Origin of the sequence: Janthinobacterium sp. SUN137 (genome assembly GCF_030587265.1) — a bacterium.
In the GTDB taxonomy this organism is placed as follows: Bacteria; Pseudomonadota; Gammaproteobacteria; order Burkholderiales; family Burkholderiaceae_D; genus Janthinobacterium; species Janthinobacterium kumbetense.
In genome coordinates, this window is the sequence record NZ_JAPWHZ010000001.1 from 1,095,952 (window position 1) to 1,116,041 (window position 20,090).

General features: G+C 64.9%; 20 protein-coding genes. 3 read left to right on the forward strand and 17 right to left on the reverse strand.

Annotated elements, in window-relative coordinates; translation table 11 throughout:
- Window positions 1-31: 31 nt before the first annotated feature.
- The 5 genes from dnaG to ybiB all read right to left on the reverse strand — a co-directional run bounded on the left by dnaG (window position 32) and on the right by ybiB (window position 5,266).
- Window positions 32-1,828: a DNA primase gene (dnaG, locus tag O3298_RS04980; protein WP_099666643.1), complete on the reverse strand. Its 1,797-nt coding sequence runs from the start codon at window positions 1,826-1,828 to the stop codon at window positions 32-34.
- 130 nt (window positions 1,829-1,958) lie between these two features.
- Entirely contained in the window at window positions 1,959-2,411 is a 453-nt protein-coding gene (locus O3298_RS04985; protein ID WP_076567823.1) for a GatB/YqeY domain-containing protein, read from the reverse strand.
- Window positions 2,412-2,606: 195 nt separating this feature from the next.
- Window positions 2,607-2,819: a 30S ribosomal protein S21 gene (gene rpsU, locus O3298_RS04990; RefSeq protein WP_008451879.1), complete on the reverse strand. Its 213-nt coding sequence runs from the start codon at window positions 2,817-2,819 to the stop codon at window positions 2,607-2,609.
- A 183-nt stretch (window positions 2,820-3,002) separates the two neighbouring features.
- On the reverse strand, window positions 3,003-4,217 hold the full coding sequence (locus tag O3298_RS04995) for an NAD(P)/FAD-dependent oxidoreductase (protein ID WP_305058658.1): 1,215 nt from the start codon (window positions 4,215-4,217) through the stop codon (window positions 3,003-3,005).
- A gap of 56 nt (window positions 4,218-4,273) precedes the next feature.
- On the reverse strand, window positions 4,274-5,266 hold the full coding sequence (ybiB, locus tag O3298_RS05000; protein WP_305058659.1) for a DNA-binding protein YbiB: 993 nt from the start codon (window positions 5,264-5,266) through the stop codon (window positions 4,274-4,276).
- 147 nt (window positions 5,267-5,413) lie between these two features.
- On the opposite strand from ybiB, the gene O3298_RS05005 reads away from it, so the two are divergent.
- Entirely contained in the window at window positions 5,414-6,091 is a 678-nt protein-coding gene (locus tag O3298_RS05005) for a hypothetical protein (protein WP_305058661.1), read from the forward strand.
- A gap of 150 nt (window positions 6,092-6,241) precedes the next feature.
- On the forward strand, window positions 6,242-7,303 hold the full coding sequence (locus O3298_RS05010) for a 3-deoxy-7-phosphoheptulonate synthase (protein WP_099666639.1): 1,062 nt from the start codon (window positions 6,242-6,244) through the stop codon (window positions 7,301-7,303).
- Between the two features lie 46 nt (window positions 7,304-7,349).
- Here the strand turns inward: O3298_RS05010 and O3298_RS05015 are convergent, their stop codons facing one another.
- Window positions 7,350-7,760 carry a nitrite reductase (NAD(P)H) small subunit gene (locus O3298_RS05015; protein ID WP_099666638.1) on the reverse strand — a complete coding sequence of 137 codons (411 nt, stop codon included), beginning with the start codon at window positions 7,758-7,760 and terminating at the stop codon, window positions 7,350-7,352.
- A 209-nt stretch (window positions 7,761-7,969) separates the two neighbouring features.
- Here O3298_RS05015 and tsaD point away from each other — a divergent pair, with 209 nt between their 5' ends.
- On the forward strand, window positions 7,970-9,010 hold the full coding sequence (gene tsaD, locus O3298_RS05020) for a tRNA (adenosine(37)-N6)-threonylcarbamoyltransferase complex transferase subunit TsaD (protein ID WP_251351735.1): 1,041 nt from the start codon (window positions 7,970-7,972) through the stop codon (window positions 9,008-9,010).
- Here tsaD and eutC read toward each other — a convergent pair whose 3' ends face one another.
- The 11 genes from eutC to O3298_RS05075 form a co-directional block, all read right to left on the reverse strand.
- Complete coding sequence (eutC, locus tag O3298_RS05025; protein ID WP_305058662.1) at window positions 9,011-9,784, reverse strand: ethanolamine ammonia-lyase subunit EutC; 774 nt, start codon at window positions 9,782-9,784, stop codon at window positions 9,011-9,013.
- Between the two features lie 9 nt (window positions 9,785-9,793).
- A complete protein-coding gene (locus O3298_RS05030; protein ID WP_305058663.1) occupies window positions 9,794-11,182 on the reverse strand; it encodes an ethanolamine ammonia-lyase subunit EutB in 1,389 nt (462 codons plus the stop codon).
- A gap of 34 nt (window positions 11,183-11,216) precedes the next feature.
- Window positions 11,217-12,680: a TIGR01777 family oxidoreductase gene (locus tag O3298_RS05035; RefSeq protein WP_305058664.1), complete on the reverse strand. Its 1,464-nt coding sequence runs from the start codon at window positions 12,678-12,680 to the stop codon at window positions 11,217-11,219.
- Window positions 12,677-13,318 (reverse strand): DUF4166 domain-containing protein, encoded by a 642-nt coding sequence (locus tag O3298_RS05040; protein WP_251351739.1) that lies wholly within the window; start codon window positions 13,316-13,318, stop codon window positions 12,677-12,679. The genes O3298_RS05035 and O3298_RS05040 overlap by 4 nt, the downstream gene beginning before the upstream one ends.
- The gene (locus tag O3298_RS05045; protein WP_257218865.1) at window positions 13,315-13,875 is read right to left on the reverse strand and encodes a GbsR/MarR family transcriptional regulator; all 561 of its coding nucleotides are present in this window, start codon (window positions 13,873-13,875) and stop codon (window positions 13,315-13,317) included. Before O3298_RS05045 ends, O3298_RS05040 begins: the two co-directional genes overlap by 4 nt.
- A gap of 186 nt (window positions 13,876-14,061) precedes the next feature.
- A complete protein-coding gene (locus tag O3298_RS05050) occupies window positions 14,062-15,180 on the reverse strand; it encodes an acyl-CoA desaturase (protein ID WP_305058665.1) in 1,119 nt (372 codons plus the stop codon).
- Window positions 15,177-16,292, reverse strand: a complete 1,116-nt coding sequence (locus tag O3298_RS05055; protein WP_305058666.1) for a sterol desaturase family protein — start codon at window positions 16,290-16,292, stop codon at window positions 15,177-15,179. Before O3298_RS05055 ends, O3298_RS05050 begins: the two co-directional genes overlap by 4 nt.
- Window positions 16,289-16,927, reverse strand: a complete 639-nt coding sequence (locus O3298_RS05060) for a phosphatase PAP2 family protein (RefSeq protein ID WP_305058667.1) — start codon at window positions 16,925-16,927, stop codon at window positions 16,289-16,291. The genes O3298_RS05055 and O3298_RS05060 overlap by 4 nt, the downstream gene beginning before the upstream one ends.
- Window positions 16,924-18,228 carry a F390 synthetase-related protein gene (locus tag O3298_RS05065; RefSeq protein WP_305058668.1) on the reverse strand — a complete coding sequence of 435 codons (1,305 nt, stop codon included), beginning with the start codon at window positions 18,226-18,228 and terminating at the stop codon, window positions 16,924-16,926. Before O3298_RS05065 ends, O3298_RS05060 begins: the two co-directional genes overlap by 4 nt.
- Entirely contained in the window at window positions 18,225-19,055 is an 831-nt protein-coding gene (locus O3298_RS05070; RefSeq protein WP_305058669.1) for an MBL fold metallo-hydrolase, read from the reverse strand. The genes O3298_RS05065 and O3298_RS05070 overlap by 4 nt, the downstream gene beginning before the upstream one ends.
- A complete protein-coding gene (locus O3298_RS05075) occupies window positions 19,048-20,085 on the reverse strand; it encodes an NAD(P)-dependent oxidoreductase (protein ID WP_305058670.1) in 1,038 nt (345 codons plus the stop codon). Before O3298_RS05075 ends, O3298_RS05070 begins: the two co-directional genes overlap by 8 nt.
- Window positions 20,086-20,090 lie beyond the last annotated feature (5 nt).

Below are 20,090 nucleotides of genomic sequence, written 5' to 3' on the forward strand. Positions count from 1 at the left end.
TTCCAGTGCGCGCCATACCCTCAAGGCAAGGTTAGCGATTCACCAACTCGGCATCGCGCTCGCGCTCCAGCGCCCCCTGCTCCTGCATGATTTCGCGGTAGCGTACACCAATTTTCTCGGATGGCAAACCCGACGCAAACAATTGCTGCAATTCCGCCTTCAAGGCATTCAATTTGATCTCGCGGATGGTGCTCACCAGCCACGACAATTCACTGTCGTAATCGGATTCCGTACCGGCCGCGATCTCGCCGATGATCTCATCGTACTCGCTGCCCAGCTCCTTCAACTGCTGCGCCAGCGCGGCAAAACTGCCGTGCTCGCCCAGCGCCTGGCCCACGGCCACCAGTTGCCCCAGGCTGTGCGCCGCATCCGGCCCCAGGTGCTGGAAGGCGGCCAGGGCGGCCTCGTCGATGCGCATGGTCAGCGGCGGATGCGCCACCAGCATGCGCATGATCTTTAATTCCAGGCCGACAGGCACGGGGCGGCCCGATTTCGGCGGCGCGCGGTGCGCCACGGCAACGGGTTTCGCCAGCTCGAACAGGGCTTCGATCTCGGCCGGCGTGGACTGCGTCAGCTGCGCCAGTCCCCGCACGATCTGCAGGCGCAGGGACGACGGCGCCATCAGCTGCAGCAGCGGCTTGGCGTCGAACTGCACGCGGGCGCGCCCTTCCGGCTCCGACAGATCATGCTCGCCCGACACTTCTTTCAGCAAAAACTGCGACAGCGGCATGGCTTCATGCACTTGCTGCTCGAAACCTTCGGCGCCGAATTCGCGGATGTAGCTGTCCGGATCGTGTTCCGACGGCAAGAACAAGAATTTGATGGTTTTATTGTCCGACACGTGGGCCAGGCTCGCTTCCAGCGCGCGGCGCGCGGCGCGGCGGCCGGCCTTGTCGCCGTCGAAGCTGAAAATCACGTTATCCGTCTGGCGCAGCAGTTTTTGCACGTGGGTGGGCGTGCACGCCGTGCCCAGGGTGGCCACGGCTTGCGGGAAACCCATTTGCGCCAAGGCAACGACGTCCATATAGCCTTCCGTCACCAGCACATAGCCGGCGTCGCGGATGGCCTGACGCGCCTCGAACAAGCCATACAGTTCGAAACCCTTGGAAAACAAGGGGGTTTCCGGCGAGTTCAGGTATTTCGGTTCGCCATGGTCGAGCACGCGGCCGCCAAAGGCGATGACCTGGCCCTTGGTATTGCGGATCGGAAACATGATGCGTTCGCGGAAACGGTCGTAACGCTTGCGGTTGTTGCCCTCTTCATCGACCTTGTCGATCACCAGGCCCGCTTCGGCCAGGGCTACCACATCGTAGTCGGGGAAGACGGAGCGCAGGTTGTCCCAGCCGCCGGGCGCGAAGCCCATGCCGAAGCGAGCGGCCACTTCGCCCGTCAAGCCCCGGTTTTTGAGGTAGGCGATGGCTTCCGGTGCGTGGCGCAATTGCCCGCGATAATAATCGCACGCCTGCGTCATGGCGTCGGACAGGGCCAGGCTTTGCGCCTGGATCTGCGCGCGCTGGGCTGGCGGGATCTTGTCGTCCGCTTCCGGCACGACCATGCCCACGTTCTGCGCCAGGTCCTTGACGGCGTCGACAAAGCCCATGCCCGAGTACTCGATCAGGAAGCCGATCGAAGTGCCATGCGCGCCACAGCCGAAGCAGTGATAGAACTGCTTGGTGGGGCTGACGGTAAAGCTGGGCGATTTTTCACTGTGGAAAGGGCACAAGCCCATGAAATTGGCGCCACCTTTTTTCAGTTGCACATAGCGCCCCACGACGTCGACGATATCGACGCGGTTGAGCAAATCGGAAATGAAGGATTGAGGTATCACTGGCTAGGGCGGGTCTTGTTATAGGTCAGACTATACTACCGCACGCGGCCTGAGGTTGAGCCAGGTCAACGTGTGGGCTGTTAACAGGCTGCCAGCGCGACGGCTGGCAGCCCTTGCTACTATTGTATGCTTACGCTGCCGGCGTCAAGGCTTTCTTGACCAGGGCGGACACCACCGTCATGTCGGCGCGGCCAGCCAGCTTCGGCTTGACGATGGCCATGACCTTGCCCATGTCTTGCGGACCGGCGGCGCCCGAGGCGGCCACGGCGGCAGCCACTTCGGCCGCCACTTCTTCTTCCGACAGGCCCGCAGGCATGTAGCCGATCAGGTGTACCAGCTCGGCTTTTTCAATGTCGGCCAGGTCGGCACGGCCACCGGCTTCGAACTGGGTGATCGAATCCTTGCGCTGCTTGATCATCTTTTCCACGATGGCCGTCACGTGGGCATCCGTCAATTCGATGCGCTCGTCGACTTCCTTGCGCTTGATTTCCGCCAGCAACAGGCGAATCGTGCCCAGCTTGCCCGCTTCCTTGGCGCGCATGGCGTTTTTCATGTCTTCGGTAATTTGTTCTTTCAAGCTCATGGCAATCCTCGTGTTGGTAAGTGGGGTTCGATGCTGATCTGTGCTCTCCAAGCAGGCAGCCACAAAAGCGAAAACCCGCTGCGGCGAACCGGAGCGGGTATGCGACTCATCTGAAGTATCACTTCAGGCGAATCAAAACAAAACCCGTGGCGAACAATGCGCCGAACTACCCGGGTTGGTTCTGACTGAACAGTCTTAGAATAATTTTTTCGGCAGTTGTTGGCTGCGGATGCGTTTGTAATGACGCTTGACAGCAGCTGCCAGCTTGCGCTTGCGCTCAGCTGTTGGCTTTTCGTAGAATTCGCGTGCGCGCAATTCGGTCAGCAGACCCGTTTTTTCGATGGTGCGTTTGAAGCGACGCATTGCGACTTCGAACGGCTCGTTTTCTTTAAGGCGAATAGTGGTCATGTAAAATTCAAACCGTTGAGGTGGTGTATAGGAAGAGATAGATAGTAGCAGCTTTTATTCGGAAAGGGAAGCCCCTCCCCCACTTGCGTGCGGCATGCAGCCTGCGGTCGCTGCCGGAATGTGGCGTAAACCACGCACCGGGGTCGGCGCACCGGGCGCCAGAACCCCATCCTACAGACTTGCTTACTGCAAGGCAATACCTGCCGCCACGCCGGAAGCCCAGGCCCACTGGAAGTTGTAACCGCCCAGCCAGCCCGTCACATCGACCGATTCACCGATGAAATACAGGCCCGGCACCTTATTCGCCATCATGGTCTGCTGCGACAGTTCGCGCGTGTCGATGCCGCCACGCGTCACTTCGGCCTTGCGATAGCCTTCGGAACCGTTCGGCACGATGGACCAGGCATTGATGGCCTGGCCCAGCTTGCGCAGCTGCGCGTCGGGCATGTCGGCGATGCGCGCATCCGGCGCCAGGCCGTTGACGGCCAGCAAACAGTCGGCCAGGCGCTGCGGCAGCCATTGCGCGACGATATTGCCCAGCTGCTTCTTCAAGGTGCCCTTGCCTTCGATCAAGGTCTGCGCCACGTCCACTTCCGGCAACAGGTTGACGACGATGGGCTCGCCCGGCAGCCAGTAGCTGGAAATCTGCAGAATCGCCGGGCCCGACAAGCCGCGATGGGTGAACAGCAAATCTTCGCGGAAGCGCGCGCCCGTGGCCTTGCGGCCTTTCAAGCTGCCCGTTTCCACATCCACTTCCAGCGCGATGCCGGACAGTTCCGCGAACGGCGCCCAGCTGGCCGGGTCGAACGTCAGCGGCACCAGGGCCGGACGGGGTTCGACCATCATCAAATCGAATTGCTTGGCGATGCGGTAGGCGAAATCCGTGGCGCCGATCTTCGGGATCGACAGGCCGCCCGTGGCGATGACGATGCTGGCCGTCTCGATGTCGCCGCTGTCCGTCTGCAGCACGAAGCCGCCATCTTCTTGCTGCGCAACATTATCGATCTTGCACGGCATGCGCCAATGCACGCCGCCAGCGGCGCACTCGTCCTTGAGCATCTCGATGATCTGCTCGGCCGATTCATTGCAGAATTGCTGGCCCTTGTGCTTTTCGTGGTAGCCGATCCGGTATTTTTTCACCAGCGCGAGGAAATCCTGCGGCGTGTAGCGCGACAGGGCGCTCTTGCAGAAATGCGGGTTTTCCGAGAGGAAATTTTGTGGCGTGGCGTTAATATTGGTGAAATTACACCGCCCGCCACCCGAGATGCGGATTTTTTCGGCCAGCTTGGCCGCATGATCGATCAACACCACGCGCTTGCCTTGCTGGGCGGCAACAGCCGCACACATCATGCCGGCCGCGCCCGCGCCGATCACTGCCACATCAAATTGTTTTGCCATAAGAATTCCGGTCACCGCTGATTACAAAGACGCCATTGTAAACTGCGGCGGCGCGGCTAGCGCGGCCGTGCTGCAATCTGCCGCGACGCCATCAGGCATTGCTCCACCTGCCCGGCGATCGACGGCGGCACGGGCACCTCGCCGCGCAGCACGGCGGCGATCCAGGCGGCCGTGGTGACTGCATCGCGCTCGGCCGGCAAGTGCGGCAACTCTTCCACCAGCAACTGTTTTTCCACCAGCACCGTGCGTTCGCTCCCGTGAAACCAGTCGATCTGCTGCGCCTTGTTGGCATTGGCCACCGTTTCGCCTTCCGTGCCGCGCATCAGGAAAGCGTCGCCGCGCCCAGGATCTGATGCCGTCAGGAAGTATTCACCGAGCATTTCCAGGTATTCCGGGTGCGTGTACGACACCAGGCGCAGGGCGGGACCGGCGAACGGCTGCATGATTTTCACCAGGGTGTGCGTGGAATTGCGCACGCCCAGCACGCGCCGCAGGGACAGCATGTGTGCCAGACGCGGCGCCAGCGCGGCGATGGGCAGGAAGGCGGCTTCCCCGCGCGCCATGGCGGCCTCGGCCTGCGCATGGTCGGGCGAGGCGGGCACGCCCAGCGCGGCCAGCACTTCGGCCGTCGTGATGCGGCCCGGGTCGCCCGTCACGCCATGCACGAGCACGGGCGCCCCCGCGCGCGCCAGCAGCAGCGCCAGCAAGGCCGTCAGATTGGCCATCTTGCGGGCGCCGTTGTAGCTGGGAATGATGATGGGCGCGAATTCGCCGGCCGGCGCGGCCAGCGGGACGAATGACGCTTCGGCCGCGTCGAGGAAGCCGGCGATCTCGTCCACGGATTCGCCTTTGATGCGCATCGACAACAAAATGCCGCCCAATTCCAGGTCCGACACGCGGCCCTCGAGCATGGCGCGGTACAGGGCGCGGGCATCATCGCGCGTCATGCTGCGCGCGCCGTTCTTGCCGCGCCCTATTTCCTTGATGAAACGTGCTGCGGGGAATGGCTCGCCGGCCACATCGGTATGGGGGATGGAAACAGTCGTCATGGCGCCAGTTTACACGGATTCTCCCCCTTGCAGACGGGCTGGAAGCCGCCATGGACGCCAATGCAACAGTCTTTCAAGCTATTTCTTGGATGGAACTGCATCCAAACGCGCCACCGCTGCGTATAAGACTGCACAGGAGGACTCATCATGGAACACGCAAGCAAACAGGAAACGGCCTTCGTCGGCATCGAAACGAGCAAGCTGCTGCTGAAAGCCGTGCTGCTCTCGGGCGGCGAAGTGCTGTGCAAGGTGCTGGAAAACGACGTGGCCGGCTACCGCTGGCTGCGCAGCTGGCTGCAAAGGAACGACGTGTCCGTCATGGGCTTGCGCGTCTGCATGCGCGTGAACGAGGCGCACAGCGAGGCGGCCGCCAGCGCGCTGGCCGGCATGGGCATGCTGGTCTGCGATGCCGAGCCCGGGCGGCTGGAAGCGTATGCGCGCGGCTGCGGCTTGCCCGGCGGCGCGGTGCGCGGCGCCGTGGTGCTGGCCAAGTATTGCGCGGCGGCACGCCCTGTCCCCTGGACGCCGCCTTCGCCCGCCTACATGGAGCTGCGCCAGTGGCTGCGCCGCCTGCAAGCCGTGCGGCAGCTGCGGCAACAGGAAATGGCGCGCCTGGAAACCCATTTCCATGCGGGCCAGATTGCGCTGCATCAATTGCTGCGCCAGCAAATCGCCTGCCTCGATACGCAGATACGCCAGCACGAAAGCGCCATTCTCGCGCATGTACGGCGCCATCCCGGCCTGTCCCGGCCGCCCGAGCTGGCCGGCAACTACCCGCGCATCGCCCGCTACAGCGTTGGCGCCAGCCTGGCCGGCGGTCATTGAGCGCCCGGAAGCAAGGGGCCGGCGGCGTGCCGGCCCTGCCATAAAAACAACTCAGCCATTCCAGTTTTGGCCCCATCCCCGCCGCCAGGCCGCATTTCCGCTACACTATTGCCTCTTAAAGAACGCAATAGCGAAAGCCGAGCCAGAATCATGAATACGCCAGACATCGAAAATATCAACGTCACCTCTTTCGCGCCCATGCCGACACCGGCCGAACTGCACGCCAAGCTGCCCCTGTCGGAAAGCGCCTTCGACACCGTCAGCCGCGGCCGCGAAGCGCTGCGCAACATCATCGACCGCAAGGACCAGCGCCTGTTCGTCGTCGTCGGCCCGTGCTCGATCCACGACCCCGTCGCCGGCCTCGATTACGCGCGCCGCCTGAAAGCGCTGCAAGAGGAAGTCAAGGACACGATGCTGCTGGTGATGCGCGTGTATTTCGAAAAACCGCGTACCACCACGGGCTGGAAGGGCTATATCAACGACCCGTACATGGACGACTCGTTCAAGGTCAACGAAGGCATGGAAAAGGCGCGCCAGTTCCTGCTCGACGTGTGCGAACTGGGCCTGCCCACCGCCACCGAAGCGCTGGACCCCATCTCGCCGCAATACCTGGGCGACCTGATCGCCTGGACGGCCATCGGCGCGCGCACCACGGAATCGCAGACGCACCGCGAAATGTCGTCCGGCCTGTCGACGCCCGTCGGCTTCAAGAACGGCACCGATGGCGACATCAGCATCGCCGTCAACGCCATCCTGTCGTCGGCGCACCCGCACTCCTTCCTGGGCATTAACGGCGAAGGCAACGTGGCCATCGTGCGCACGCGCGGCAACGCGTACGGCCACGTCGTGCTGCGCGGCGGCGACGGCCGTCCGAACTACGATTCCGTGTCGATCGCCATCGCCGAACAGGCACTGGCCAAGGCCAAGCTGCCCGCCAACCTGGTGGTCGACTGCTCGCACGCGAACAGCTACAAGAAGCCGGAACTGCAGCCGCTGGTGATGGCCGACGTGGTCAACCAGATCCGCCAGGGCAACCGCTCGCTGGTGGGCGTGATGATCGAATCGAACATCGTCGGCGGCAACCAGAAGATCCCGCAAGACCTGTCGCAACTGACCTACGGCTGCTCCGTCACCGACGGCTGCATCGACTGGGACACGACGGCGACCATGCTGCGCGACGCGCATGCGCACTTGTTGAACCGCCCGGCGTAAGCCTCTCGCGGAGACGAAAAACGGCGCCCTGTGCGCCGTTTTTTTTTCACACTGCCATCTGCACATGCGGCAGCACGGCGAACGATCCCGCCAGCGCCTGTTCCGCCTTGCTGGCCGGGATATTGAGTTCATTGACGTCCAGGTAGATGCGCCCGTCCAGGATGCGCACGGCGTACGTGCGCGCCATGCCCTGCACGGGCGCCACCAGGCGGCCCGAATCGAGCTCGATGATCCAGCTGTTCTTCGGCCCCATCAGGTTTTTCTCCATCAGCACCCCGTGCGCCAGCGGGCCGCCCAGGCAAGGCACCGTGTCGAGCAGCGCATACACCGTGTCATCCAGGGCGCGAAACAACGCCACTCCGGGCAAGTCCTGCCACGCCAAGCCCCGCTGCACCATGCGCGCGCCCGCCGGCGGCATGTCCTTCAGGCGGCAAATCATTTTCCATTGTTCCGACATCGCTAGCTCCCTCGAGAAAGGCACACGCCTGTCTAAGCAAGAGCGGTGCCAGTACCGCACGAGCGAAAAATGGCCAACATGCGGGGAAAAACCCCAGCGCGGCGCACTGCGCAAGTGCACACTGCCGCCGAAATGGTGCGCCCGCCGCACGGTGGACCAGCCGGCTTTCCTTTACAATGGCGGATTACTCCTCCCTATTCAGTACCTTCATGATTGTTCTTGGCGTCGAATCCTCCTGTGACGAAACCGGCCTGGCCTTGTACGACACGCAACGCGGCCTGCTGTCGCACGCCCTCTACTCGCAAGTAGCCATGCACGAGCAATATGGCGGCGTGGTGCCGGAACTGGCGTCGCGCGACCATATCCGCCGCGCCATCCCGCTGCTCGATGAAACCCTGGCCAAGGCCGGCATCACCCTGCCCGAGATCGACGCCATCGCCTATACGCAGGGGCCCGGCCTGGCCGGCGCGCTGCTCGTGGGTTCCTCCGTAGCCTGCAGCCTGGGCCTGGCCATCAACAAGCCGGTGCTGGGCATCCACCACCTGGAAGGCCATCTGCTGTCGCCATTGCTGGCGTCGGAACCGCCGGAATTCCCCTTCATCGCCCTGCTGGTGTCCGGCGGCCATACGCAGCTGATGCGCGTCGATGGCGTGGGCCAGTACACGATGCTGGGCGAAACGCTCGATGACGCGGCCGGCGAAGCGTTCGACAAGTCGGCCAAGCTGCTGGGACTCGGCTATCCGGGAGGCCCCGCCATTTCGCGCCTGGCCGAATTCGGCGACCCGCTGGCCTATAAACTGCCGCGCCCGATGCTGCACTCGAAGGATTTCAATTTCAGTTTCTCCGGTTTGAAGACGGCCGTGCTGACGGTGGTCAAGAACCATGAAGAAAAAGTCATCGCGAATATCTGCGAACAGGACAAGGCGAACATCGCGCGCGGCTTCGTCGACGCCATCGTCGACGTGCTGACGGCCAAATGCGTGGCGGCCCTCAAGCACACGGGTTTGAAACGCCTGGTGATCGCCGGCGGCGTGGGCGCCAACGCGCAATTGCGCGCCTCGCTCAACGCGGCCGCCGCCAAGAAGCGCTTCAAAGTGTATTACCCGGAGCTGGAATTCTGTACCGATAACGGCGCCATGATCGCCTTTGCCGGCGCCATGCGCCTGCAAATCAACCCGCAGGCGGCCAAGCACGATTACTCGTTCAATGTGCGCCCGCGCTGGCCGCTGGACGAAATCCGCGAAGTCTGATCACGCCAGCAGGAAGTTGCGCGCGCCCGCCAGGGCCGCGCCTTCCGCCACCGTTTCATCCTTCAAGCCCACGCCCGACAGCTGCCGGCTGAACGCCTGCGACAGCAGATAATGCAGCCGGTACGCCGCCTGCGCATACGCCAGCCCTTCCGGGCGCACGTTCGAGATGCAGTTGCGGCGCTCGTCCAGCAAGCCTGTTTTTGGCGCCCACGTCAGGTACAGGCCCAGACTGTCCGGGGAACTCAATCCCGGTCGCTCGCCGATCAGCACCAGCACGGCGCGCGCCTTCAGCAACTCCCCTATTTCGTCGCCGATGGCCACCCGTCCCTGCGCCACGATGTGCAGCGGCGACAGCGTCCACGCTTCCAGCGCCAGCCGTGCGCGCAAGGCGGCCAGGAAGGGCGCCGCGTGGCGCTGCACGGCCAGCGCCGACAGGCCATCGGCCGCCACCAGCGCAAGATCCACGCCTTGCGGCAAGGCGGCCAGCCGCACGCGTGAAGCATCGTCGAGCCGGCGGCCCAGGTCGGGCCGCTGCAGATAGTCGGCACGCGTGGCGGCCGCGCTGTGCAGCTGCACGCAGGCTTGCCCCTGTTCTGCCAGCGTCTGCGCCAGGGCGCCGCCATCGAGCGCCAGGTGCACGGCGTCGCGCGCCTGCGCGTGGGCCAGCTGGAACGCCAGCTGCGCGCTGGTCGGCACGCTGACGCCGCGGCGCCCCAGCGCGATGCGCGCCGCCGTATGCGCGCGCAGCGCCTGCCACGGGCTTTTCTCGTCCATGTATCCTCCCTAGTCGCCCAGGCGCAGCAGGGCCGCCTGGAAGGCGGGCGCCAGCGCCGTGTTCAGACGCCCCTGCGCATCCGTGATCCGCATGCGCGCCAGCCAGGCCGCGAATTCGGGCGCGGGACGCAGGCCCAGCACGCGGCGCGCGTACAGGGCGTCGTGGAACGAGGTGCTCTGGTAGCCGAGCATGATGTCGTCCGCGCCCGGCACGCCCATGATGAAATTGCAGCCGGCCACGCCCAGCATGGTCAGCAAGGCATCCATGTCGTCCTGGTCCACTTCCGCGTGGTTGGTGTAGCACACGTCGCAACCCATGGGCAGCCCAAGCAGCTTGGCGCAGAAATGGTCTTCCAGCCCCGCGCGCATGATCTGCTTGCCGTCGTACAGGTATTCGGGACCGATGAAGCCCACCACGGAATTGACCAGCAGCGGCTGGAAGGCGCGCGCCACCGCATACGCGCGCGCCTCGCACGTTTGCTGGTCCATGCCGTGGTGTGCGCCGGCAGACAGGGCGCTGCCCTGCCCCGTCTCGAAATACATGACGTTGTTGCCCACCGTGCCGCGCCCCAGCGACAGGGCCGCCGCCTGGCCCTCGGCCAGCAGGGACAAGTCGATGCCGAAGCTGCGGTTGGCCGCCTGCGTGCCCGCCACCGACTGGAATACCAGGTCGACGGGTGCGCCGCGGCGTATCGCCTCGAGCGTATTGGTGATGTGGGTGAGCACGCACGACTGCGTGGGAATCTGATATTGATCAATGACGGCATCGAGCAGGTGCAGCAGCGAGACCACCTGCGCCACATTGTCGGTGGCCGGATTGATGCCGATCACGGCGTCGCCGCTGCCCAGCAGCAGGCCATCGAGGATCGAGGCGGCAATCCCCGTGGCGTCGTCCGTCGGATGATTCGGCTGCAGCCGCGTGGACAGGCGGCCTTCCAGGCCCAGGGTATTGCGAAAGGCCGTGACGACCTTGCACTTGCGGGCCACCAGCACCAGGTCCTGCAGGCGCATGATTTTTGAGACGGCGGCCGCCATTTCCGGCGTGATGCCGGCGGCGACCTGGGACAGCGTTGGCGTATCCGTCGCGTCGTCCAGCAGCCAGTCGCGGAAATCGCCCACGCACAGGTGGGAAATCGGCGCCAGGGCGGCGCGCTCGTGGCTGTCGATGATCAGGCGCGTGACTTCATCGTCTTCGTACGGCACCAGCGCCTCATTGAGAAAGGTCAACAAGGGCACGTCCGCCAGCGCCAGCTGCGCCGCCACCCGCTCCCGCGCGCTGGCTGCCGCCACGCCGGCCAGCACATCGCCCGAACGGGGCGGCGTGGCCTTCGCCAGCAGTTCCTTCAGGCTGGCGAAGGCATAGGTATGGTGGTCTATCGTATGGCTGAAACGGGGCATGGTTCGGTTCCTCCCATCCCCATCTTACGCCAACTTATAAACTGCGCAGCGCCCCTTCCAGCTGTGGGTAGCGGAAGGCAAAGCCTTCTCCGAGCAGCCGGCGCGGCGCGACCCGCTGGCCTTCCACCAGCAAGTCGGCCTGCTCGCCCAGCATGGCGCGCATGACGAAGGCCGGCGTGGGCAGGAAGCTGGGGCGGTGCAGCACGGCGCCCGCCACCCGGGCGAAGCGGCGCTGCTCGATGGCTTCCGGCGCGCAGAAGTTATACGCGCCGCTCACCGCGTGGTCTTCGCTGCGGCGCGCCAGGTGGGCGATGCCGCGGATGACGTCGCGCACGTGCACCCACGTGACCCACTGCTTGCCGCTGCCCAGCGGGCCGCCCACGCCGAAGCGGATCGGCAGCAGCATCTGCGGCAGCGAACCCTGGTGGCCGAAGACGAGGCCAAAGCGCATGCAGCCCACCTGCACGCCAAATGCCTCCGCCTGGCGCGCGGCCGCTTCCCATTCCTGGCACAGCTGCGACATGAAGATGGCTTGCGGCGCGCTCTCCTCCGTCAACTCCGTCGCGTCGCCCTGCGGCTGCACGCCGTAATAGCCGATGGCCGACGCCGACAGCAGTACGCGCGGCTTGTGCTGCGCGCGGGCGATCCACGCCACCAGCTCCTGCGTCAGCGCCACCCGGCTGCGGCGCAGCGCCGCCTTGCGCGCCTCCGTCCAGCGCCGCCCGACGATGCGCGCGCCGGCCAGGTTGACCACCATGTCGATGCGCTGCGCATCCGCCAATGCGTCCAGCGAATCGATGCAGCGCACCTGGCCATCGAAAGTCCAGGCGGCCTGTTTCGGCTGGCGCGTCAGCACCGTCACCGCGTGGCCATCGGCCAGCAAGGCGCTGACCAGTTGCTGGCCGATGAAACCCGTGGCGCCCGTCACCAGCACGGACTGCGGCGCGACGGCAAAGCGCAGGTGCTCTTCCTGCTCTTGCTTTTCCTGCACCTTGCGCCGGCCCAGCTGCCACACGGCATACGCGTCGCGCAGGCCGGACAAGCCCACGCCCACGCCGCACAGGGCGAGGAAGACGCTGAGCCAGCCATACGGCTGCCACACGAGGGCCGTCGGCAACGTGGCCCACTCGCTGCTGTTCAGGGCCAGCAAGGCGATGAAGGCGCCCGCGTTAATCGCCAGCACCGTGTGCGTGACCCGCTCCGTGGCGGGCAAGAGGCGGGTCTGGTCTTCCACGACGAAATCCCACAGGGTCAGCACGATTTCCACGCCAAACACGATGACCAGCACCCAGGCCCAGGCGCCATGCCACTCCCAGGCGGCCAGGCCCACGAACAGCAGACTGTAGATCAGGGCGCGCGTCGCATGGATGGTCAATTCCAGCCGTGCGGAGGCCTTTTGCGGCAGCGCCTCCGTGATTTCATGGTGGTAGATGGTGTCGAAGGCGCCCAGGCAGCCTTGCGCCGCCATCAGTTGCAGGGCCAGCAGATGCGTATTCATGGTGTTTCCTTCATTTCCGGTGCGGCGGACTCGCGAAACACGCCCGCCTGGGTGAACGTGGTGCCGAACAGCGCGTGGCGTATCTCGATGCGGATGTTGAACTGCTGCGGCGTCTCGTTGCGGTGGCACAGATAGGTCTTGCCGGGCGTGAGCACGCCGGGCAGCGGCATGCGCCAGCCGAACAGGTCCCAAAAATAGCCGTCGCTGGTGAAGTGCAGGTTGCCATCCTCGACGTGGAGCAGCAGCTTCATGCCCAGGCCCATGCCCACGTATTCGAGCACTTCGCCCTTCGCGCTTTCGGCCATATAGGAGGTGAAGCGGATCGGCGCGCGCCCGTGCAGGCGGTAGGTGCGCTGCTTGAAGATGAAGGGGCAGCCGGGGCGCGAATAGACTTCGATATCCACGGGGAAGTCGTGGTCGTCATGGGGAATCAGCGCGCCATCGATGAAGGGGCGCGTCAGCCAGCCGAGGCATTTCCCCAGGCGCGAGCTGGTGAGCTCACTGAGTTCACCGCGGTAGTACAGGGGCTGGCCCGGCGCGGGATTTTTCTCGAAGCGGCGGCGGATGTCCGGGTGCAGGGTCAGCCACTGCTCGCCCATCACCTTCTTGAACAGTTCTCCTTCCGAGGGGCCGTTCATGATTCCCCGCGCTTGCCCGGTTTGTCTTCCGGGCTGAGGAACTTGGCCACCTTGCCGCCCATCGACAGCATGCGCTGCAGGGTCGCCGGCGGCAGGTTTTTATAGTCGCTGTAGGTGCTGCTGAGCATTTCCAAAAACGCCAGCACTTCACCCATGCGCTCCAGCGTCGCCGGCGGTATCGCCGCATCGTGCTCGCCCTCGATCGCGCATTCGCGCAGCACCGTCAGGGTGGGGTCGATCTCGCGCCGCTTGCGCTCTTCCATAATGACGCGGAAGATTTCCCACACATCCTGCAATGCCACGAAATGGTCGCGCCGGTCCCCCATCACGTGCGTGATGCGCGCCAGGCCCCAGCTTTGCAATTCCTTCAGGCTGTTGCTGACGTTGGACCTGGCCACATTCAGGCTGGCCGCGATGTCTTCCGCCGTCAAGGGTTCGTTGGCCAGGAACAGCAGCGCATGGATTTGCGCCACCGTGCGGTTGACGCCCCAGCGGGTGCCCATCTCGCCCCAGTGCAAAATGTATTTTTGCGTGGTTGGACTCAGAACGCCTACCATAATCTACTCCGCGTCGCGCTTTGCGGTCTGCGATGCTCACTGTGCTCAAGCACAGCTGCGCTTCTCGGCCACAAATCACTGCCGCTCGCTACGGTTCTGTTAGGCGTTCTTGATTTCATGATTTTCTCTTATTTCTGTCGTTACAGAAATGTAAGACGGAACAGAAACCGAGTCAAGTACGATTCGTCAGGACTTTGCGGGCGGCTGGCCCATGGCGCGCAGGAATTGCTGCTGCGAGGCATGCAGCTGGCCGTAACCGAGTTCGCGGTACACGAGACCGTGGCGCGGCGCCAGTTCCGCCAGGATGCGCGCCAGCGCCGGGTAGTGGCGGTGGTTCCAGGTGGGGAACAAGTGGTGCGTGAGGTGCAGGTTCAAACCGCCGAGCCAGTAACCGAGCCAGCGCAGGCGGCGCGGCTGCGGCGTCCAGTCGCAAGACGTGTAAAACGTGTGCTGGTACCAGTCGTGCGGCAGCGTACCGTCCGCGCCCGGCTGGAAAAACTCGACTTCGGCCCAGTGCGTGCCCAGGATCAGCGCCACCAGCGCGCACGAGGCGATCATCTGACCCACAAAATACGCGCCCAGCACCACGCCCCAGCCGATGCCGTGCTGCTGCAGCACCCACATGGGCAGCGCCAGCACCAGCGCCACATGGCCCAGCTTCCAGCCCAGGAACGACAGCCAGCCGCGCCAGCCCTGCAGCCGGCTGTGCGCCGCCACGGGCGTCTTGCCGAAGCGGTCCAGCCAGTCGCCATACCAGTTCAAATAGGGCAGCGACAGGGCCGCCACCACGGGCCAGTACAGGTATTGATAGCGGTACTGCGGCGACCAGCGTTGGAATGGCGTCTGGCGCAAAAACGGATTCGGTTCCGTGTCGAGGTCATAGCCTTCCACGTTCGCATACGTGTGATGGAAATGCACGTGGCGGATGGTCCAGAAATCCGTATCCACGCCCACGGGCAAGCTCACCAGGCGGATCAGCACGCGGTTCCAGGCTCCCTGGCGGAAGATGGCGCTATGGGCCGCATCGTGCAGGGTATTCATGGCCAAGGTCATGGCCGCGACCAGGCAAGCCACGTAGCTGGCGACAAACGGCCAGGTGCTTTCGGCGCGCAGCGCCAGCGCATACAGCCCCACCGTCAGCGCGGCCAGGAACACGGTTTTCGCATGCAGGCGCGCGTCGCCGAAGCGGTGTTTTCCTTCGTCCGCCAGGTAGGCGTCGGCGCGCGCGCGCAATTCGCAGCGGAAGGCGGAATCGCGTGCGGGCTGGAAGCGCAGCGGCGGCAGCGAAGGTACAGGCTGCGTCACGCGCGCGTCCTCGCCGCAGCCGGCCACCACAGGCGGCGCGCGCCGTCGAGGCCATGCGCCAGCAGCGCGGCCAGGAAAGCCATGCCCCACGCATCGCGCGCGCCATACCAGCCCAGGTACAGGGCCGGCATGGCCAAGGCGATGGCGACCCAGGCGATGGCGCCCCAGCGTCTCGCATCCGACAGGCCGCCCAGCGCCAGGGTGCCGCCGAAGATCAGCGCAAACAGGATGGCTTGCTGCGCGCCCGCCAGCAGCGCTTCATGGTTGACGTAATAGATCACCAGGCCAAACAGGATCACGCCGCCGGTGCCGATGAACAGCTCGGGCACGTGGAAAGTGCCGCGCGACTGCCAGTGGGGGAAACGCGCGCGCAGCCATTTGAACAGTTTGCCATTGCTGGCCAACAGCGGGTTATGCGTTGGTGTCATGCCCTTCACGCCATAGCGCATTTCCACGCCCTCGAGTTCGGGCTGGAAGCTGCCGAACAGTTTGTCCCAGATCAACAGCGTGCCGCCGAAATTGCGGTTGATGTAGCGTTTATCGGTGCCGTGGTGCACGCGGTGGTGCGACGGCGTGACCATGAAGCTATCCAGGATGCCGGACTTGTTCACCAGCGCATTGTGGTTGTAGAACTGCACCGTGTAATGCAGGGACGAGACGACGAGGAAGACTTCCAGCGGCACGCCCAGCACGGCCAGGATGGCGATGAAGGGGAAATTCGTCAGCGACGAATACCAGGAATTGCGCACGCCCAGCGACAGGTTGAAATGCTCGCCCTGGTGGTGCACCACGTGCACGGCCCACAGCAGGGGGATTTTATGGTGCAGCCGGTGCATCCAGTAAAAGCACAAATCCCAGGCAAAGAAGGCGAAGACCCATTGCGCCGCCACGGGCCACTGGTCGACGAGGTGCAGGTTCGCATGGCGCAGCAGCAGGGCGAACGCCGCCACCTCCACCCCGCGGAACACCCACATCAGGATATGGCCGGAATTGAGGTTGAAGATCACGTCCTTCCACGGCACGGGGGTCTTGCGCACCCATTTGAGGATCAGCAGTTCGGCCAGCACGAAGGCCAGCATGATCAAAAACGACAGGGCAAAGGGATTCATCATGATGCGGTTTTTATGGAAACGGCGCGGCGGGCAGCCAAGGATACCTGCATTTTCGCCAGGATGCCGCCAGCGACGCCAACAAACAGGCCGGCGGCCAGGTCGATGCTCACGTGCCGGCGCAGGGCGATGATGGCATAGCAGATGGCCACGCCCAGCACCACGGCCAGCGCGGAGCGCAGCAGGTGGCGCCTGCCGCACAAGGCCCACACGCACAGCAATGTCAGGGCCCCATGCAGCGACGGCAGGCAGTTTTGCGCGGAGTCGGCCGCCTGCAGCAGGCGCAGCGCCTGCGTGCTCCAGGCACTGCCCTCGCCCACGGGCGGATACGCGAGCGTGGTCGGGTACAGCAGGAAGACCACGCCGCAAGCCAGCGCGGAAAGCGCCATGGCGCGCGCCAGCCAGCGTACCTTCGCCGCATCGGCCGCCAGATAGGCGTAGGGAATCAGGATGAAGAAGGACAGGTACAGCCAGATGGCGGCATCCGTGTAGGGGATGGCGCGGTCGATGGCCGTTTCCGGCAGCAGCACGCCCTGCCCTTGCAGCAGGTCGCTGGAAAAATACACGAGGCCGACGCTGCCCCAGCCGGCCAGCAGGTGCAGCAGGCGGCCGCGTACGGTCATGGAAGTAGGATTCATGCGCTTGCGAGGCGCCGGATGCGGCGCCGTTTCATGGTGGGGTCAAAGGGGGGCAGTTCGCCGCTCACCGTCCAGGCCAGGCCGTCGACGGCCACGCCCAGGCCGCGCAGCACCGCTGCCAGGTGCGCGCGCAGGGCGGCCAGGCCGGCAGCATCCAGGGCCGCGTGCAGCTGCAGGGCAGATTCGCCTTGCTGCACCAGGCGGTAATCGGCGTCCGGCGGCAAGGCTTGCGCAAACGCGCGCGTCAATACGTCGGCAAACACGGCGACGGGTGCGCCGCCGTTCGCCGACGGCAAGGATGGCAAGAACAGCATGTCGTCGCAGCGCCCTTCGATGCCGTCGATGGCGCGCGTGGCGCGGCCGCACGGACATGGCGTGGTGCGCGCGAGCAGGATGTCGTCCAGGCGGTAGCGCACGATGGGCTGCGTGATGCGCGTGAAGTCCGTAATCACGGGCACGAAGCGCCTCTGTTCAGCGTCCAGCCACTGCGGCTCGATGTGCACATACTCTTCGTTCAAGTGCAGCACGCCATGCTCGCAGCTGCTGGCGAGGAAACCCTCGGTGGCCTGGTAGATTTCATGCACGGCGCCAAACGCCTGCACGATCAGCGCGCGGTCCTGCGCTTCCAGCACTTCGGCCACCGAAATGACTTTTTTCGGCGCCAGCGCCAGGCTGCCGTCGATGACGCGCAAGGCCAGCTGGCGCAGCACCTGGGCCGGCGCGACGATGACGGAAGGTTGATATTGCGCAAGCCGCGCGCACAGGCTGTCGAACGGTTCGAACAAATCGTAGAAGGCAAAGGTCAGCCACGGCGAGCGCACGGCCGTGTACAGATTGCTGTTCGCGCGCAGGAACAGCGCCACTTTTTCGCCGGAAAACAGGCCGTCGGGCAGCGCCTTGGCCAGCATCACGCCCGCCCATTGCGCCTTTTCGCGGGGGCTGACGGTAAACACGGCGCGCCGCGACGAGGTGCCCGACGACAGGCCCACCGTGATGTCGCCCACGGCGGGGGTAAAATCGCGGCTATGCTCGGCCGCCATGGCCGCGTCCATCGCCTGCGCCAGCGTGATGCCTTGCGTGTTCATGGCGTCGAAGTGTTCAAGCATCAGCGCCTTGTTCATCGTCGGCCACTGCGCCAGGGGCAGATCGCGGTACGGGGCGAAATACGCGCTGCGCGCGCACAGCACCTCGATGAAACGCGCCAGTTGCTTGTGCTGGTAGGCGCCCAGCTGCGCGCGGCTTGTGAACCGCAGGCGGCGCGTGCGCCAGTACGACAATAACAGCCAGAAAAGACGCTTCACGGGCGGCCCGCCACAGGAACATAGTCCGCCGTGTCTTCATGCGTGATGCGGATGTGCGCATTGCCCGACTGGTGCAGCTGGTGCAGCCGGTTCAGGGTGGCGTAGTACGGCGCGCGTTTGTGCTGGATGATAAACGACAGTTCGGACGGTCCGCGCAGCTGCTGGAAGCTTTCCGGCACCCAGGCCGCGTCCGACGCCAGCAAGGTCCAGCCACTATCCTGCAGCACGAAGGCGCCCAGATGGCCGATGGCGTGGCCGGGCAGGTCGACGATGTAAATTTCACCCGTGCCGCTGACGTCGCGCCCGTGCGTGAATGGCAGCAGGGCCGCCGGCAAGGCCGTCTCGGGCACGCTTTCCACAAAACTCAAACGATCCGCAATATCGGCTGGCAGCAGCTCCGGTACGAAGGCCTGGCGCACGGCGGCCACGCCGGACAGTCCCCGCACGGCGTCCCAGCCCGTTTGGGAAGCCATCAGCCGCGCGCCGGGAAAGTCGCGCAGGCCCGCGATATGGTCGGCGTGGAAGTGCGACAGCAGCAAGGTGTGGATATCGCCGGGCGCCACGCCATGCGCGCGCAACTGGCCCTGCAACGATTCACTCTCATCGAAGGAAATCGGCGTCACCCACGCATATATGCGGTACACGCCCTTCGACGTGGCGGCGCGGAAGTGCTCGGCGTAGCCCGTGTCCCACAGGTACAGGCCCGCGCGCGTCGCTATCAGGTAGGCGCGCGAGGGGAAGCAGCGGCTGGCCAGCCCGCTGCCTTTCAAGACCATGCACGAAGGGTGGGTGCAGTGGCCGACGCGAAACGCGGTGATGCTAGCCATTGCGCTCCTTGCCCACCTTGTGCGCCGCCGCTTCCTGGCGCATCCACTGCGCCGTCAGGACGATGCCTTCCTGCAGGCTGACGATGGGACGGTAGCCCAGCACCTTGCGCGCCTTGGCATTCTCGAGCGTCATGTCGAAACTGAGCGCGCCGATGCTGTAGGGCGTGAGCGATGGTTCGCGGCGGGTAAAACGCGAGGCGAACTGCATCAGGCGCGCGACCAGCGCCAGCACGCGGTAAGGCACGCTGACGATCTCGAACGGCTGCCGCAGATGGTCGCAGAACAGGGTGCGCAAGATGTCGCACAGGCGCGCCGGTTCGCCATTCGTGATGTTGAAGGCGGCGCCGGAAGCGATGGTCTTGTGCACGGTGGCCAGCCACATCGCGTGCACGACATTGTCGACATAGGTGATGTCGATGGTGGCCGCGCCGCCGTTGGGCAGAGGCAGCTTGCCGCCGCGCTCCTGCAGCACCCGCGCCAGGCGCGGGATCAATACCTGGTCGTGCGGGCCGAAGATGGCGCGCGGGCGCAGGATCACGCACGTCATGCCGCGGTGGCGGTCGACGCAATCCTGCACCAGCTTTTCCGCCATCGCCTTGCTGCGCGCATACGCGTTGACGAAGGTATCGGGGCGGAAGGTTTCCGGCACTTCGAGGTGGTTGCGGTAGTCGAAATAGATGGCCGGGGTGGAGATGTGCACGAAGCGCGCCACGTGCAGGCTGGCGGCCGCGCGCAGCAATTGGCCCGTGGCCGTGACGTTGGCGGCGATGAAGTCGCGTTCCGGCCCCCACGGCGACGACAACGCGGCGCAGTGCCAGACGGTGTCCATGCCGCGCACCAGTTCATCGACCTGGCGTGGCGATGCCTGTGCCAGGTCGAGCGCGACGAATTGCGCGCCCATGCGTTCCAGTTCGCGGCCGACGGCGGCGTTGCGGCCCGTGGCGCGCACTTCCACGCCCTGCGCCAGCAGGGTGCGCACGGCATTGCGCCCCAAGCCGCCCGTCGCTCCCGTGACCAGTATCCGCCTCATCGCAC

Coding starts and splice junctions, on each gene's coding strand:
- ybiB (WP_305058659.1), bottom strand. CDS start 5,266: ATGACGACTGTTTCCATCCCCCATACCGATGTGGCCGGCGAGCCATTC.
- O3298_RS05040 (WP_251351739.1), bottom strand. CDS start 13,318: ATGAACGGCCCCTCGGAAGGAGAACTGTTCAAGAAGGTGATGGGCGAG.
- eutC (WP_305058662.1), bottom strand. CDS start 9,784: ATGGACGAGAAAAGCCCGTGGCAGGCGCTGCGCGCGCATACGGCGGCG.
- rpsU (WP_008451879.1), bottom strand. CDS start 2,819: ATGACCACTATTCGCCTTAAAGAAAACGAGCCGTTCGAAGTCGCAATG.
- O3298_RS05030 (WP_305058663.1), bottom strand. CDS start 11,182: ATGCCCCGTTTCAGCCATACGATAGACCACCATACCTATGCCTTCGCC.
- O3298_RS05070 (WP_305058669.1), bottom strand. CDS start 19,055: ATGGCTAGCATCACCGCGTTTCGCGTCGGCCACTGCACCCACCCTTCG.
- O3298_RS05035 (WP_305058664.1), bottom strand. CDS start 12,680: ATGAATACGCATCTGCTGGCCCTGCAACTGATGGCGGCGCAAGGCTGC.
- O3298_RS05060 (WP_305058667.1), bottom strand. CDS start 16,927: ATGAATCCTACTTCCATGACCGTACGCGGCCGCCTGCTGCACCTGCTG.
- O3298_RS04985 (WP_076567823.1), bottom strand. CDS start 2,411: ATGAGCTTGAAAGAACAAATTACCGAAGACATGAAAAACGCCATGCGC.
- O3298_RS05055 (WP_305058666.1), bottom strand. CDS start 16,292: ATGATGAATCCCTTTGCCCTGTCGTTTTTGATCATGCTGGCCTTCGTG.
- O3298_RS05045 (WP_257218865.1), bottom strand. CDS start 13,875: ATGGTAGGCGTTCTGAGTCCAACCACGCAAAAATACATTTTGCACTGG.
- tsaD (WP_251351735.1), top strand. CDS start 7,970: ATGATTGTTCTTGGCGTCGAATCCTCCTGTGACGAAACCGGCCTGGCC.
- O3298_RS05005 (WP_305058661.1), top strand. CDS start 5,414: ATGGAACACGCAAGCAAACAGGAAACGGCCTTCGTCGGCATCGAAACG.
- O3298_RS05010 (WP_099666639.1), top strand. CDS start 6,242: ATGAATACGCCAGACATCGAAAATATCAACGTCACCTCTTTCGCGCCC.
- O3298_RS04995 (WP_305058658.1), bottom strand. CDS start 4,217: ATGGCAAAACAATTTGATGTGGCAGTGATCGGCGCGGGCGCGGCCGGC.
- O3298_RS05015 (WP_099666638.1), bottom strand. CDS start 7,760: ATGTCGGAACAATGGAAAATGATTTGCCGCCTGAAGGACATGCCGCCG.
- O3298_RS05075 (WP_305058670.1), bottom strand. CDS start 20,085: ATGAGGCGGATACTGGTCACGGGAGCGACGGGCGGCTTGGGGCGCAAT.